At 67.2% G+C, this 14,549-nt stretch carries 13 protein-coding genes; 6 read left to right on the forward strand and 7 right to left on the reverse strand.

Features of this window, described 5'->3' with window-relative positions; translation table 11 throughout:
- Positions 1-148 precede the first annotated feature (148 nt).
- From Y704_RS22670 to Y704_RS0106525, 4 genes are all read left to right on the forward strand, one after another.
- Positions 149-943, forward strand: a complete 795-nt coding sequence (locus tag Y704_RS22670; RefSeq protein WP_051476768.1) for a YsnF/AvaK domain-containing protein — start codon at positions 149-151, stop codon at positions 941-943.
- The gene (locus Y704_RS0106515) at positions 927-1,742 is read left to right on the forward strand and encodes a DUF2382 domain-containing protein (RefSeq protein WP_026549513.1); all 816 of its coding nucleotides are present in this window, start codon (positions 927-929) and stop codon (positions 1,740-1,742) included. Before Y704_RS22670 ends, Y704_RS0106515 begins: the two co-directional genes overlap by 17 nt.
- Before the next feature lie 49 nt (positions 1,743-1,791).
- The gene (locus Y704_RS0106520; protein WP_026549514.1) at positions 1,792-2,538 is read left to right on the forward strand and encodes a DUF2382 domain-containing protein; all 747 of its coding nucleotides are present in this window, start codon (positions 1,792-1,794) and stop codon (positions 2,536-2,538) included.
- Between the two features lie 88 nt (positions 2,539-2,626).
- Positions 2,627-3,166 (forward strand): DUF5655 domain-containing protein, encoded by a 540-nt coding sequence (locus Y704_RS0106525; protein ID WP_026549515.1) that lies wholly within the window; start codon positions 2,627-2,629, stop codon positions 3,164-3,166.
- On the opposite strand, the gene Y704_RS0106530 is transcribed toward Y704_RS0106525, so the two are convergent.
- The 6 genes from Y704_RS0106530 to Y704_RS0106555 all read right to left on the reverse strand — a co-directional run bounded on the left by Y704_RS0106530 (position 3,138) and on the right by Y704_RS0106555 (position 10,358).
- Positions 3,138-3,839 carry a PspA/IM30 family protein gene (locus Y704_RS0106530; protein ID WP_026549516.1) on the reverse strand — a complete coding sequence of 234 codons (702 nt, stop codon included), beginning with the start codon at positions 3,837-3,839 and terminating at the stop codon, positions 3,138-3,140. The two genes, Y704_RS0106525 and Y704_RS0106530, sit on opposite strands and share 29 nt — an antisense overlap.
- Positions 3,840-3,847: 8 nt before the next feature.
- Positions 3,848-4,411 carry a hypothetical protein gene (locus Y704_RS24390; RefSeq protein ID WP_026549517.1) on the reverse strand — a complete coding sequence of 188 codons (564 nt, stop codon included), beginning with the start codon at positions 4,409-4,411 and terminating at the stop codon, positions 3,848-3,850.
- Positions 4,412-4,496: 85 nt separating this feature from the next.
- Positions 4,497-6,374, reverse strand: a complete 1,878-nt coding sequence (locus Y704_RS19455; protein ID WP_035771840.1) for an alpha-amylase family glycosyl hydrolase — start codon at positions 6,372-6,374, stop codon at positions 4,497-4,499.
- Between the two features lie 3 nt (positions 6,375-6,377).
- On the reverse strand, positions 6,378-7,316 hold the full coding sequence (locus Y704_RS0106545) for a sugar ABC transporter permease (RefSeq protein WP_026549518.1): 939 nt from the start codon (positions 7,314-7,316) through the stop codon (positions 6,378-6,380).
- On the reverse strand, positions 7,316-8,911 hold the full coding sequence (locus Y704_RS0106550) for an ABC transporter permease subunit (protein WP_026549519.1): 1,596 nt from the start codon (positions 8,909-8,911) through the stop codon (positions 7,316-7,318). The genes Y704_RS0106545 and Y704_RS0106550 overlap by 1 nt, the downstream gene beginning before the upstream one ends.
- A 148-nt stretch (positions 8,912-9,059) precedes the next feature.
- Positions 9,060-10,358, reverse strand: coding sequence for a sugar ABC transporter substrate-binding protein (locus tag Y704_RS0106555; protein ID WP_026549520.1), 1,299 nt, complete (start codon positions 10,356-10,358; stop codon positions 9,060-9,062).
- Positions 10,359-10,693: 335 nt separating this feature from the next.
- Between Y704_RS0106555 and Y704_RS19460 the strand changes: the two genes are divergently transcribed.
- Positions 10,694-12,367 carry a glycoside hydrolase family 13 protein gene (locus tag Y704_RS19460; RefSeq protein ID WP_253904249.1) on the forward strand — a complete coding sequence of 558 codons (1,674 nt, stop codon included), beginning with the start codon at positions 10,694-10,696 and terminating at the stop codon, positions 12,365-12,367.
- An 81-nt stretch (positions 12,368-12,448) separates the two neighbouring features.
- Entirely contained in the window at positions 12,449-13,462 is a 1,014-nt protein-coding gene (locus Y704_RS0106565) for a LacI family DNA-binding transcriptional regulator (RefSeq protein WP_026549521.1), read from the forward strand.
- A gap of 117 nt (positions 13,463-13,579) precedes the next feature.
- On the opposite strand, the gene Y704_RS19465 is transcribed toward Y704_RS0106565, so the two are convergent.
- Positions 13,580-14,549, reverse strand: a 970-nt coding sequence (locus tag Y704_RS19465; RefSeq protein WP_155850245.1) for an alpha-1,6-glucosidase domain-containing protein, incomplete at its 5' end; no start/stop codon positions are given.

The following is a 14,549-nucleotide window of genomic DNA, read 5'->3' on the forward strand; positions in this document are numbered from 1 at the left end:
GGGGATACCTGGAGCATTTGTCATATATTGCTAAGCCTGCTTGGTATTGTGTGGAGTGGACACGGAAAAACCATCCCGCTGCAGGACCCACCGCCACGGGCGTAGTCGATGCGGCGGCCCCGGTCCCATTGACGGAAGGAAACAGAGCATGGCAACGCGGAAACAGGTGGAACGCCCGGTCGGGGACCCCACCGAAGCGGAGCGGGAAACCGGCGACCCTGCCTCCTCGTCAGGAATCACCGGCCACGTCGACAAGAAACGAGGCAGCAGGAAGGCCTCAAAGTCCATGAGCGCCGGCAGCTCGACTCCTCCCACCGGAGCCGCCGCGCCGGCCCCGGGCGCCGCGCCTGCCAGCAGGAAGGGCCGCAAAGGCAAGAAGATTGCAAACCGCGCAGCAGCGGGAAGTGGAAGTTCCGCGGCCCGAACGGCTGCCCGGCCGGTCCATGGCGGCGCATCCAGCCCTCCTGCCGCCCACGTCATCGTGCGGTCCGAAGAGCAGTTCCGGGCACTCACCCAGACCAAACAGCGCGGCAGGGTACGCCTCCACAAGATCGTCGTCACCGAAAATGTCACGAGGACGGTGACGATCCGACGCGAGGCGATCCGGGTCGACCGCGGATCAGGGGCCGCCGATGCAGCATCGATGGCAGGCCCGGGCCCGGTGTCCACCGCCGCCGAGGCCCCCGTTACGGTCATCGACGGGTCGGACCTGGGCAAGGGAGGGTACACGATCGTGCTCCACGAGGAGCGCCCCGTGATCCGGATGGAAACCGTCGCGCTGAAACGGGTACGACTCACCAAGGACATGGTCCTGGACGAGGAAGCACTCACCGCCGACGTCCGCAAGGAAGTTGTCGAAACCGGCAGTATCGACACCGCCGGCCGGGACGAAACACCAACACCAACACCCGCTACGAGGAGCACCGATGATTACGCAGGATAACGTGGACGCCCTCCTTCGGGGCCATGGCAAGGTCTTCTCCAGCGACGGCGAGAAGATCGGCTCGATCGGCCAGATCTACGTCGATGACGGTACCGACCAGGCGAGCTGGGTGACGGTCAGCACCGGCCTGTTCGGGACCTCGGAGACCTTCATCCCCCTTGAGGGTGCTGCCCTTGAAGGGAAGGACCTTCGGGTTGCCTATCCCAGGGAGCAGGTCAAGGACGCACCGAAGGTGGACCGCGACGGGCACCTGAGCCCGGAGGAGGAACACCTCCTCCACCGCCATTACGGGCTGGGCGGGAGCCCGTCGGAATCCCCCGGGAGGGAATCCACGGGGAGTGCGGAAACCGGGCACCACGGCACCGGCACTGCCGGGCCCGGCACCCCTGACACCGGCGTCTCCGGTCCGCCGACCGACCGGGCGATGACACTCTCCGAGGAGCAGCTGAAAGTGGGCGTCGAGCAGTACGAAGCCGGGCGCGTCCGGTTGAGGAAGTATGTCGTCACTGAGACCGTCACCCGGACCGTTCCGGTCTCCCGTGAGGAGTTGCGCATCGAGCGCGAACCCATTCCGAAGGCCGGCCGGAGGAAGTCCTCCCGGAACGCAGAACTCAGTGAGGAAGTGTACGAAATCACCCTGCATGAGCAACGCGCCGTCGTCGGGAAGGAAACCGTCCCGGTCGAGCGGATCCGGTTGATCAAGGAAACAGTCACCAGCAGCGAGACCGTCACCGGGGAGCTCCGCAAGGAACGGCTGGAGACCGACGGGATCGACGGCGCCGGGCCCGGCTCCCGCTAGGAACCGCCCCCGACCCGCAACCCGCCCGACCCAGCTAGAGGAGATATCCGTGATCACGCAGGAACAGATGATTCAACTGATCGAGACGAAGGGCCACGTCCATACGGACGACGGCGACGACCTCGGTGCGGTGGAACAGATCTTCATCGACGATTCAACCGGCCGGCCGACCTGGATTCTGGTGGCGGCCGGCACGCCCGGAAGTGCCGCGGTCCTCGTTCCGGCACCCGGAGCCACCGTGGATAGCCGGACGGTCCGCGTCCCCTACAGCAGGGACCTTATCGAAGGGTCGCCGCGGATGCCGGAGGACGGACGCTTCGGCCCTGACGAGGAACAACAGCTTCTTCGTCACTACGGACACGGCGTCCCCGCCCATGCGGGGACCGACGACTCCCACGATGCGGTCCCGGGAACCGACACGGTGCTGACCCGCTCCGAGGAGCAGCTGAGGGTCGGTACTGTGACCCGGGAAACCGGCACCATCCGCGTTTCCAAGTACATCGTGACCGAAACCGTCACTGAGACCTTTCCCGTGCGCCGGGAGGAGCTCCGGGTTGAGCACCTCCCGATGGAGGACGCGGGCGAAGCTACCCCTCCGGATAGCGGCGTGACGCGGATCGGCACTCCCTTCGACGAGGGGGAGTACGAGATCGTCCTCTACGAGGAGCGGCCCGTTGTGGAACTGGAGATCGTCGCGGTGGAGCGGATCACCCTGATCCGGGAAACGATCACCGAAGCGGAGGAGGTGAGCGGAGAGGTCCGCAAGGAAGTTCTCGAAGCCACGGAAGGCCACTAAACGCGCCCCGGCTTGCGGGCCGTCGACACCGGGCGCGGACGCAGTCCGATATTGTTCTCGAATGGGCCGGATCAAAACGTGGCAGAGCATGATCGATTCAAACGCGGAACGTCTGCAGCGGACCACGGGCCGCAGTGCCACGGGGTGGGCGAACGCCGCCCGCGACGCCGGCATCGCCACTCGGGAGTCCCTGTCCTCCTGGCTCAGGGGCCTGGGCGTCACGGGCTATAACCTTCTGAGCATCGACGGGGAGATGTTCGGCTACCCCGAGCTCTTCCTGCAGTCCGCCGACGAACTGTACGACGGCCAGTACCTCGACCGGCCTGCGCTGCGGCCGATCGCGGACCGGTTGCTGCACTGGGCGCAGGCCGCCGACGGCGTCGACATCCAGATGCGCAAGACCTACGTCTCGCTCCAGACACCGCGCCGGAAATTCGCCCAGGTGACCCCCACGAATCGGACGACCCTCGACGTCTTCCTCCGGGTGGAACTGCCCGATGTTGCCGCGCTTGAACCCGTGCGAGCCGCAGGCGATCCCTTCGCCTGGCGGCTACGGCTGCGGGAACCCGACGACGTCGACGATGCCGTCCTCGATGCCCTTACGGCTGCCCGGGACGATAGCCGGTAGCTTGCGACTTCTTCAGCCGGTCCAGTTCCTGCTGCGCCTCGGCCTCCGCTTCAAGCTCCTCGAATGCCCGCTCCATCCGCGGGGACGACGGATCGGTCCAGGCGAGTTCCTCGCGCGCCTCGGCCTGCGCGCGTAACTGCCGAACCTCGCGCTCGGCCTCCCGGCGGGCTGCTTCAGCGCCGAACGAGGCTTTGGACGAGGCGCTGATCGATTCCTGCACACCGAGGGCGGCCTCCGCGGCTGCCCGCCGAGCCACCATGCTCTGGTACTCCAGGGAACTGTCGAAGATCCGGCGCTCCAGGCGGTCAAGATCACCCTGCAGCTGCCGGCTCTGCCGATCGGCCTCGGAGAACTGCTGGGTCAGCGTGTCATAGCGCTTCCGGGCGGCGATTCCCTCACGAATCGCGTTGCGGGCGGTTTCGTCGTCGCCCCGCTGAACCGCAACAGTGGCCTGCTCATCGAGATACCGTACGTAGGCGCCGGCTTCGGAGGCGGTGATCTCGATCCGACGGCGATGCGCGGCGACATCGGCGGCGGCGCGTCTCGCCCGGTCGAGCATGCCCTGCTGCTGGTCCTGCGCGTTTTGCGCGTTGACCTGCGGGTCTTCCTTCGATGCTTCCGCTGCGGCCCGGTTGGCACGGACGATGCGGGTCAGGCGGCGCTTGATCGACACTGGGCGCCCTACCAGGCTTGCCGGGAACCGTAGGAGCTCTGCCAGGACTGCATGGCGCTGATCTCCGCGGTGAGCCGTGAGCTTGCCTGCTCGAGCTGCAGCTGATCGACCGACCGGCTGGTCTGGAGCAGACACCGCCGGAGGTCCGCCGACAGTCCTTCGAGGGTCCGGGTCTGCTGGCCAAGGTCCGCCGTCCACTCCGCCCTGAGCGCCCGGTTCGGTTCCCGATCAGCGAACCGGAGCTGATTCTCGAGAGACTGCATCGCGCGCTCGAGGTCCTGCGCTGCCCGCGGCAGGTGACCGACCGGCCACCCCTGCCGCGTTGCTTCCTCGAGCGCTCCCCGTGTTGCCCTGCTGGACCGGCGCAGCTCACCGATGAGCTTCGCCGGTTCGCGGACCGCCCTGTCGGGCGCAAACGCCTTCGCGGCAAGAATGCTGTTTCCTGCAGCACGCTGGACGATGCGGGACCGCTTGACCTTCCGGACCACAATCCACCCGGTCACGGCAGTGCCGATTCCGGTCGCCGTGAGGATGCCCACCCCTACGGCGAAAATCTCGATGAAGGAATCCATTACGCCAGTATCCTCCCGGAGGGTTGTGGAGAGTTGCACATACCTCTAGTCTGCCCTGAGCGCGGGTGATTATCCAGATCGCCCCTCAGGGCAGGCGGAGCCCCGGGAACCGCCACGCCTGGACGCCGGGGCCCTGGCCCGAGAGCACCAGCACCCCGTCCTCCGGCAGTCCCTTGGCGCCCGGCACGCCCAGGAACACCTGTTCGGCGTCGGCCCAGGGCCCCGGCAGGAGGTTGAGCGGGACCGGAACGCCGTCGTAATCGGCCCTCGCCGCAGCGATCACGAAGCATTCCTGCTCGTGCTCCCGGGCGAGGACGATCACGTCGTCCGTGGCGGCCAGCCAGCGCACTGCGCCCTCACGGAGCGCAGGGGAGCCCGCACGGAGAACGGACAGCGCCGCAATCAGTGGACGCAGGTCATCCGGCCGATCCGCTGCGGAGGCATCCCACGGCATCGGCGCGCGCGAGTCCTCACCATTGACGCCGCGAAGCCCGAACTCGTCACCGGCGAACAGGGTGGGCAGGCCCGGCAGCAGGAAGATGAGGACGATGCCGACGGCAGGACCGCCGTCGATCATCACGGTCCCGGCCCGCGCCGTGTCATGTGTGTTCAACGCACTCATATTCTGCGTCCGCATGCGCCAGGAAAAGCCTGCGGACAGGGCGACATGCGTGGCCACGACATCGCCGCCCCCGATACGGGGGACGCCGGGCAAGGGTGTTCCGAAGAAGTTCACGGCCGCGTCCCCGCGCGCGAGCCACTGCCATAGCGGTCGGGTGAGGTTGGAATAGGTCATCGCGCCGTCCCACGCCTGGCCTGCGAGATTCTCCGTGGCGTCCCCCGTGGACTCCGCAAGGAGGATCAGTCCCGGCCGGACGGCGTCCATCGTGGCCCGGATGAGGTGGGCTACCTCGGTGTTCAGGTCCACGTCGCCGTGACGTCCCGTCATGTTGGCGACGTCGATCCGCCACCCGTCCAGGCTGAACGGCGGCAGGAGCCACCGGGCCACCACGGAGTCCGGCCCCTCCACGAAGCGCCTGCGCAGTTCCGGCGATGCCCAGTCCAGTTTCGGCAGGCTCGGCACGCCGAACCAGCAGGCGTAGTCCGTGTGGTCCTCAGTGAAGTAATAGAAGCCGGCCTCGACACTCGTCGGGTCGGCGAGCGCCGTGAGGAACCACTCGTGGGCATCACCGGTGTGATTGGCCGTGAGGTCACCGATCACCGAGATATTGCGGGCGTGGGCGGCTCGGACGAGCCGGACAAGGGCGTCATCCCCACCCAGGAGGGGATCGACGACGTCGAACGTCGTCGCGTCATAGCGGTGGTTGGAACGTGCGGGGAAAAAGGGCGTCACATAGAGGACCGTGACGCCGAGTGCGACGAGGTGGTCGAGCTTCCCGATGATCCCATCGAGGTCGCCGCCGTAGATCTGCCGGGGGGTGAGCTCGCCGCGCGGCTCGACGGGGTCGTTCCAGGCACACGCCACCGCCCAGCCGGGCAGTCCGTCCGGCTTCCGCGGCCCGGACCTCGCAAAACGGTCGGGGAAGACCTGGTACACCACGCCGTTCCGTGCCCAGTCGGCCGGAGCGGGCCGGCAGTCGATCCGGAAGTCGTCCCGATCCGGGGTGTCCCGGGAGGAAGCACCTCGGGCGTTGAGCCACATCCATCGGGTGCCGTCTCCATCCGCGACCTCGAGGAGGAAGCGGTAGCGGAGCGCGGGGTTCACGGCTCGGACCTGTGCCTCCCACCAGGACCAGCCGGCGTCGCCCGGGGAGCTCCCTGCCTCGTCGTAGTGCGCCTCACCGTCGCGGAGCGAGCGGAGGAACACCCGGACGGCGGTTCCCCAGCTCGCGGGGACCCGCAGCCGCAGGGCCAGGACATCCCCGAGCGCAGGCGCCTGGTTCGCTACGTACAGTGGCGAGCCGTCGTGGTGGGGCGCGCCGGCCGGGCCCGGTTCCTGCATGGGTCAGCCCTTGACACCGCCGGCCGTGGGGCCGTTGGTGATGTATTTCTGCAGGAACAGGAACAGCGCCATGACCGGAACGGCGGCGAGGACGGCGCCGGCGGCGAAGACGCCCCAGTTCTCGGACCGCTGCTGCGCCACGTAGGAGTAGAGGCCCACCGCGAGGGTCTGCGAATCCGGGTCGGTCAGGACGACGCTGGCGATCACGAATTCGCTGCTCAGGCCGATGAAGGCGAGCAGACCCACGACCGCGAGGATGGGCGTGACCAGCGGCAGGATGATGGTGAAGAAGACCTGCACGTGGCTTGCGCCGTCGATCCGGGCCGCCTCGTCGAGCGACTTCGGCACCGTGTTGAAGAACCCGTACATCAGATAAGTGTTCACGCCCAGGGCTCCGCCGAGGTAGACCATGATGAGCCCCAGTTGGCTTCCCAGTCCCAGCCACGGCACGACGTCCGTGATGGCGTTGAGCAGCAGGAAGATGGCGACGACTGCCAGCAGCTGGGGGAACATCTGCAGGATCAGCAGCGAGAGCAGGCTGACCCGGCGACCCGTGAACCGCATGCGGCTGAAGGCGTAGGCGGCGAGCGCTCCGAGGAAGACCGTCGCAACGGAGGTGACGACGCCGATGACCATCGTGTTGACGAACCAGCGGCCGAAGGGCCTGCTCGGATTGTTGAACAGGGCCTCGAAGTTGCCGCCGTCGATCCTGCTGAACAGGACGTTCGATCCAGCCATCGTTCCGTTCGAGTTCAGGGCCGCAGACAACACGTAGAGGAGCGGGAACACGGCGAAGATCGTGGTCGCGACGCCTACGGTATGGCGCCATCCCTTGTGCCGGAACCACTGGCCGAAGGTGCGCCTGCGCCGCTGGGGGATACTGCCCGAGCCGTGCGCCGGAGGTTCGACGACGGCGGGCTGGGAATCGGTGAGTGTAGTCATCAGTTGATGTCCTCCAGTGCCTTGGTCTGCCGGAAGCTGACGGCCGAAACCACGGCGACGATGAGAAAGATGATGATGGACAGGGCGCTGGCCAGGCCGTAGTCGCGGCCAACTCCCGTGCCGAAGGCGATCTCGTAGACCATCGTGATGAGGATGTCGGTGTGCCCGATGTTCGCCGTCGTGTTGTCGAAGCGGGGGCCGCCGTCCGTCAGCATGTAGATGACGTTGAAGTTGTTGAAGTTGAACGCGAAGCTCGCGATGAGCAGGGGTGCTACTGACACGAGCAGCAGCGGCAGCTTGATGGCCGTGAAGGTCCGCCAGGCGGAGGCGCCGTCCATGCGGGCGGCCTCGTTGACCTCCTCGGGCAGGGACTGCAGGGCCCCGGTGCACACGAGGAACATGTAGGGGAAGCCGAGCCAGAGGTTCACCACGAGCACGCTGACCTTCGCCAGCAACGGATCGGTCAGCCACGGGATGTCGGCACCCCCGAAGAAAGTGGTGTTCACGAAGCCGAACTCGGGGTTGAGGAGCCCGGACCAGACGAGCCCGGCGAGGAACGCCGGGAAGGCATACGGCAGGATCATGAGGATGCGGTAGATCCGTTTGCCGCGGAGGTCCGGCAGGTTGAACGCGTTCGCGAGGAAGAGACCAAGGGCGAAGGTCGAGAGGACGGAGACGATCGCGAAGGTGAAGGTCCAGAGGACCACCTGCAGCAGCGGATCCCGGATGTTCTGGTCCGAGAAGGCCTTGGTGAAGTTGTCGAACCCGACATTGACCTTCCAGCCGGTGCTGAGCTGTTCGCCGTCCGCGGACTGGAAGGATCCCTCTCCCGTGTCGGTATAGGTGGTGCCGGTTTCGAGGTCGGTGAAGGTGCTGGTCGCCTCGTCGAAGCTCAGTGAGGGCCGGTAGACGTAGGCGCTCGATCCGTCACTGGTCCTGAGACTGCCGTCCTCGGGGTCGTCCGAGAAGGGGACCGTGACGGCGAGGATGTCCTCCTGGTTGGCGAGGACCTCACCGAACTGGAGGGTGCGATACCCCTCCAGCTCCACCGCCCTGCCCGTCGCGTCCGTGATGGCGTCGGCATCCTCGAGCGGGGCATCCGTGGCTCCGACAGAAACGCCGCCGTCGGGATCGGTGGCAAGGAGGTGGAAATCGCCGTCGCGCTCAAGGATGGAGACCCGATAGGCAGGCGAATCCAGCACGCGCTGCTGCGCTGACAGCTGGATGGCGTTCACGGCGTCGGCCTTGGTGCTGTTGTGTCCGTCGCCGTAGTTCGTGAAAGCGACGTAACCGCTGTAGACCATGACGAACACCTGGAAGATGACCAGGAAGAAGATACCCGGGGCCAGATACTTCGCCGGCAGGCCGCCCTTCCGCAGGTAGATCCAGTTGATGAGCAGGGTCACCGCGGAAGCGAAGACCAGGATGACCCATTTTTCCTGCAGGAAGAGCGTGATCGACACGTAGACGGCGAAAGCATCCACCAGGCCGAGCAGCACGATCTTGGCCAGCAGGCCGAGGGTGGAATCGGGCGTGATGCCGGACTTCTTGCGGGGTCGCGTTGCAGCGGGACCGGGAGGGGCCAGAGTGGGCATGGTGGAGGCTTTCGTTGATTGGCCGAACGGGCAGCCGCTGCGGTGGGGAAAGCCGCCGCGGACCGGAGGGAACCCGGTCCGCGGCGAACACGCTGCTGCCGGAGCAGCAGGGGTGGCGCCCGTCGGACAGAGGACGGGCGCCTGCTTGCTACTGCCCCGCGATCTTCGCCTCGATGTTGCCGACCATGGTGGTCCAGGCGCCGGTGGGATCGTCGCTGCCCTTGATCAGGGCGAGCTCGGTGGCTCCCCAGTCGGCCCAGACGGCCTGCATCTCGGGCAGTGCCGGCATCGGCACACCGTTCGCTCCGATCTCGCCGAACGCTGCGACGATGGGATCGGAGGCAGCCTTGTCGAAGCTGGCATTCAGGGCCGGGGGGCGGCCTCCGACGTCGTACATGGCGTCCTGCGCGGCCTCGGTGCTGAGGTAATTGACGGCGAACTCGTTCGCCGCGAGCGCGTTGGCGCTCTTCGACGAGATGAAGAAGCCGTTGACGCCGATGAAGGGCTGCGCGTCCTCGGCGCCGACAGTGGGGAGCTCGTCGACGGCGAGGTTCAGGCCTGCGGCCTGGGCGTCCGGCACGTTCCAGGGCCCGGTCAGGAAGTAGGGGGACTCGCCCGCGTTGAACTTCTCCTTCGCGATGTCACCCGTGATGTTCGAGTTGATGACCTTGGACCCGGTGTCACCCCACTCGACGAGCTTCTTCGCGAACTCGACGCCGTTGGGCTCGCCCAGAAGCAGTTCGTCGGCGTTGTAGCTGCCGTCGTCGTTCTGGCCGAAGACGGGGACACCCATCGAGGTCTGCAGCGGGTACAGGTGATAGGGATCGCCCTGCTTCGGGTCCATGCCCACCAGGAACGGGTACACGGCGTCGCCCGCGGCGACGGCGGCCTCGCCGTTGGCGATGACCTCCTCGAACGTGGCTGCCGCTTCGGGAACGAGGTCCGTGTTGCGCAGCAGCGCGATGTTCTCCAGCGCATAGGGCACGCCGTAGACGCTGCCGTCGTAGGTCATGGCCTGGATAGTGGATTCCTGGAACTCGGAGGCCTTGTCGCCCAGCTCGACGGGAGCGATGACGCCGTTCTGCACGAACGTGCCCAGCCAGTCGTGCGGGCCGACGATCAGGTCCGGTCCCTTGCCCGTGGGCACCTGGGTGATGAAGTCGTCGCGGACGGCGGCGAAGTCCTTGACCGCGAGCTTGACCTCGATTCCGGTGTCCTCCTTGAAGGACTTGGTGATCTCCTCGAGAGCGGGCGCGCGCTCGGCATCGACCCACATGGTGAGGGTGGTGGCGCCTCCTTCGGCGAGGCCCCCGGCGGCCGGGGTGCTGCTGGTGGCGGAGGGCTCGGAAGCCCCTCCCCCGCAGGCGGTGAGGGCCAGGACTGCAACCGACATTGCGCCGGTGATCAAAGCGAGCCGACGCGTCGGCTGGGTGGATCGCACCTTCATTGGTGAACCTTTCGTGAGCGTCTTCGGTCAGTATCCCGGCGCAGGTGCGGTACTTCCGCCGGCCGGGATACGTCTTGGGCACAACCCCACCCGTTTGGGGAAGCCGTGACACGAATCACAACTGTAAGCGTTTGCACTAAAAATTCCAACTGTGGGGAAAAGCTCCACAAAAGATGCGGCGGCGCACAAATTTGTCAGACGGATGACTGGAAGCGCTTACACAATTGACCGCTTTTCGGCTTAGAATTGTCCGCATGTCTGAGACCGCCCCCGCCCTGTACGGCGATCCCCTGTCCTCGCCGGCCGTGTTCCACGCACCCCTGCACTCTGCCTCGATGGATGCCGAGTGGTGGCGCTCGTCCGTCATCTATCAGGTCTATCCGCGCTCGTTCCGGGACTCGAACGGTGACGGGACGGGCGACCTCCCGGGCATCACGGCCGAACTCGGTCGCCTCGCCGAGCTCAATATCGACGCCGTGTGGCTGTCGCCGTTCTACCCCTCCCCGCACCACGACGGCGGGTACGACGTCGCGGATTACTGCGACGTCGACCCGCTGTTCGGCACCCTCGCTGACTTCGACACGCTCATGGCCCGCGCCCACCACCTCGGCATCCGGATCATCGTTGACCTCGTGCCCAATCACTGCTCCAGTGATCATGCACTCTTCCAGGCAGCCCTCGCGGCTCCGAAGGGCTCAGCGGAGCGATCCATGTTCATCTTCAGCGACGGCAGTGGCGCCGACGGCAGCGAACCCCCCAACAACTGGCAGTCACATTTCGGCGGCCGCGCATGGACGCGCACCACGAACGCCGACGGCACGCCCGGGCAGTGGTACCTGCACCTGTTCGATTCCACCCAACCGGATTTCAACTGGGACAACCCCGCCGTGCGGGCCGAGTTCGAGCGCGTCCTGCGCTTCTGGCTGGACCGCGGCGTCGGCGGGTTCCGCGTCGACGTGGCACACGCCCTCATCAAGGCCGAGGGCCTGCCGGACTGGGGCGGCCGCGCCGACGGCGGATCCTCCGAGGGCTTCCCCGGCTCGGAGGCTCCGATGTTCGGCCAGCAGGAGGTCCACGCCATCTACCGCCGGTGGCGGGGCATCCTCGCCGAATACGACGGCGAGCGCATCCTCTGCGCCGAGGCATCGATCGATCCCCTGCCCCGGCTCACCGACTGGGTGCGCCCCGACGAGATGCATCAGGCCTTCAACTTCGCCTACCTCCACCACCCCTGGAACGCCCATGCCCTGCGCGACGTCATCTCGTCGTCGCTGACCGCGTTCGACGCCGTCGACGCCCCCACCACGTGGGTGCTGAGCAACCACGACGTCGTACGGCACACCAGCCGTTTCGGCCTCACCGGGGGCGCCCCCCGCGGCGGCGACGGCATCGGCCGATCCGACGCGCAGCCCGACACCGCAACCGGGCTCGCACGGGCCCGGGCCGCCTCCCTGGCGATGTTCGCCCTGCCCGGCGGCATCTACCTGTACCAGGGCGAGGAACTCGGCCTGCCCGACCACACCGCCATGCCCGAGGACGCGCGCCGGGACCCCACCTTCGTGCGGACCGGTGGGGAGCGGCTGGGCCGTGACGGCTGCCGGGTTCCGCTGCCGTGGCTCGCCGATGCACCGCTGTACGGATTCGGAGCGACCGGCGATGACACGAACGCCGTTCCGCAGCCCTGGTTGCCGCAGCCGGAGGGCTGGGCCGGATACGCCCGCGACGTCCAGTCCGGGGATCCCGACTCGACGCTGTCCCTGTACCGCACCGCCCTCCAGCTTCGGCGCGACCTGCAGCTCGGTGCAGGGTCACTGAGCTGGTCGAGGGAGTTCGAAACGACTGACACCGTCGCGTTCCTCAACGGAGAGGTGCTCGTGGTCCTCAACATGGGCGAGTTCGCCACTCCGCTGCCCACCGGCAATGTCATCGTCGCGAGCACGCCGGGTGCGGTGGAGGACCAAACGCTCCAGCCCGACGCCTGCGTCTGGCTGATGCACGCCGCCGGATAGCGCTTTACTGCCCACTCCGCGATGATCAGACGAAGCACACTCCACCCGGAGTGTCCTTCGAAAACCTCCGGAAGGGAGACCATGGCCGGCATCAAGGATGTCGCCAAGCTTGCCGCGGTCTCCACCGCCACCGTGTCCCGTGCACTCAGCGGCAACGGTCGGGTCTCGGAGCGCAGCCGGGCGCGCGTCCTGCAGGCCGCGAAGGAACTGGGCTTCGTGGTGAGCTCGACGGCGTCCTCCCTCGCCTCGGGCCGCCACCGCAACGTCGGCGTCGTCGTGCCGTCAGTGGCCCGCTGGTACTACTCCCAGATCGTGGACAGCGTCGCGGCATCGCTGCTCGAGGCCGGGTACGACCTCACGCTCTACAACCTCAACGAGGATGCCGGGCACCGCGACCGCGTCCTCTCCGAGTTCCTCCTGCGCCAGCGGTGCGACGGCGTCATCCCCGTCTCGCTGGAACTCAGCCGTGAGGAACTGGGCCAACTCCTGGCCGTGGGGAAGCCTGTGGTCGGCATCGGTGGGCCGCTTCCGGGGGCGGAGACCTTCAGCGTCAACGACCATGAGATCGCCGAACTCGCGACAGAGCACCTCATCAACCTCGGCCACCGGCGGATTGCGCACCTCGGCGGTTCGGACGCATTCGAGAACGATTTCCGGATCTCCGGAACGCGCAAGCACGGCTACGAGTCGGCCATGAAGGCTGCGAACCTCGAGATTCTCGGCTCATGGCGCATCGACGCCGATTTCACCATCCAGGGCGGCTACACCCAGGCGAAGCAGCTCCTCGGCTACCCGCGCGATACGCCGACGGCGGTCTTCTGCGCCTCGGACGAGATGGCGATCGGCACCATCCTCGCGGCACGCGAGCTCGGCTTCCGCGTCCCCGAGGACATCTCGGTGATCGGGATCGACGGGCACGAGCTCGGGGAGGCGCTGGGGCTGACGACCGTGGCCCAGTTCCCGCAGCAGCAGGGCCAGCGTGCCGTCCAGCGCCTCCTGGAGATCCTGCAGGACCCGGACGCCCATCGCTCCGCCCATCATGCCGCGCGGACGGCACTCATCATCCGGTCGAGCACCGCAGCACGGACGCACTAGCGTCGGCGGTCCCGCCGGCTGGTCCTCCGAAGCGGCGGCACCGACGTTTCCACCTGACGCGGGAGGGGCCCGTCACCTCCCGTGGGAAATGCCGGGCCCCTCCGGCGTCAGGTGGCCCTACCGCGCCTCGAAGACGGCGACGGTGCGGGCCGGGACCGAGAAGGATCCGTCGGAACCCGCTGCGGCCTGCCGGACGACGTCGTCGCTCCCCCCTGCCTGGGTGGCAGACAGCGCGTACGACTGACCCACGGCGGCCGGCACCTGCTGCACGGTGGCCTCATCGGAGGCATTGAAGACCACCACGATGCCCCTGCGCTCCGGATCGACGTCGGGTCCCACGGTGTCGTCGAGGTGCATGACGACCACGCCCGGCGCCTGATCGGGGCCCGCACCCGGGAAGGAGAGCTTCTGCTGCACCAGCTCCGCCGTACCGAGGCTGAAAAGCGGACTGCCCTGCCGCATGGTGAGCAACTCCTCGGCCCGGCTTCGCGCCGCACCAATGTCATCGGCTGTGGGCTTTAGGGCGGAATCGGCCAGGAGCGGCTGCACGACGGCGTACTTGTCCTCGTTGTCGGCGCGCGGCGGGAGCCCCCGACCGAAACCGTTGTCCGTCCCTGTGTGGTCAAGGATATTGAACCAGTCACCCGAGTCGTAGCTGTTGCGGTCGAGGGATTTGCTCCTCAGCGCATCACCGCCCGCGTGCCAGAAGGGAATGCCCTGGCCCAGCGCCGTCGTGGAGAGGGACAGGGTCTGCATCCGGACGCGGTCCGCCATGGGCGTGTCCGTCGGCAGCTTGAACGCGAGCGCGTCGAAGAGGGTTTCATTGTCGTGCGCCTCGACGTAGGTGATGGCTTCCTGGGGGTCGGCCGTGTAGCCGGCGGGTGATCCGTTGTAGTCGACGCCGGCACCCGTCACCTCGTTCCCGAAGCGGTCGGTGAAGGTGTAGTCCTTCAGGTTGCCGGTGAGGCCCACCCTGATCTGGTCCTGGGACTGCAGCAGCCGGGCGAGCTGTTCCTCGTCGGTGCCGTTCGCCTCGGCACCGTTCGGGTCGGTCAGCAGACCCGAGCCGAAGCCCTGGACCCGCGGG

The sequence above is a fragment of the Arthrobacter sp. Br18 genome, assembly GCF_000520555.1.
Lineage (GTDB): Bacteria > Actinomycetota > Actinomycetes > Actinomycetales > Micrococcaceae > Arthrobacter_D.

Bases quoted from the DNA above. Each gene is read 5' to 3' on its own strand.
- Y704_RS19460 (WP_253904249.1), top strand. From the start codon at position 10,694: ATGGATGCCGAGTGGTGGCGCTCGTCCGTCATCTATCAGGTCTATCCG.
- Y704_RS0106525 (WP_026549515.1), top strand. From the start codon at position 2,627: ATGATCGATTCAAACGCGGAACGTCTGCAGCGGACCACGGGCCGCAGT.
- Y704_RS0106555 (WP_026549520.1), bottom strand. From the start codon at position 10,358: ATGAAGGTGCGATCCACCCAGCCGACGCGTCGGCTCGCTTTGATCACC.
- Y704_RS19455 (WP_035771840.1), bottom strand. From the start codon at position 6,374: ATGCAGGAACCGGGCCCGGCCGGCGCGCCCCACCACGACGGCTCGCCA.
- Y704_RS0106550 (WP_026549519.1), bottom strand. From the start codon at position 8,911: ATGCCCACTCTGGCCCCTCCCGGTCCCGCTGCAACGCGACCCCGCAAG.
- Y704_RS0106515 (WP_026549513.1), top strand. From the start codon at position 927: ATGATTACGCAGGATAACGTGGACGCCCTCCTTCGGGGCCATGGCAAG.
- Y704_RS0106545 (WP_026549518.1), bottom strand. From the start codon at position 7,316: ATGACTACACTCACCGATTCCCAGCCCGCCGTCGTCGAACCTCCGGCG.
- Y704_RS24390 (WP_026549517.1), bottom strand. From the start codon at position 4,411: ATGGATTCCTTCATCGAGATTTTCGCCGTAGGGGTGGGCATCCTCACG.
- Y704_RS22670 (WP_051476768.1), top strand. From the start codon at position 149: ATGGCAACGCGGAAACAGGTGGAACGCCCGGTCGGGGACCCCACCGAA.
- Y704_RS0106565 (WP_026549521.1), top strand. From the start codon at position 12,449: ATGGCCGGCATCAAGGATGTCGCCAAGCTTGCCGCGGTCTCCACCGCC.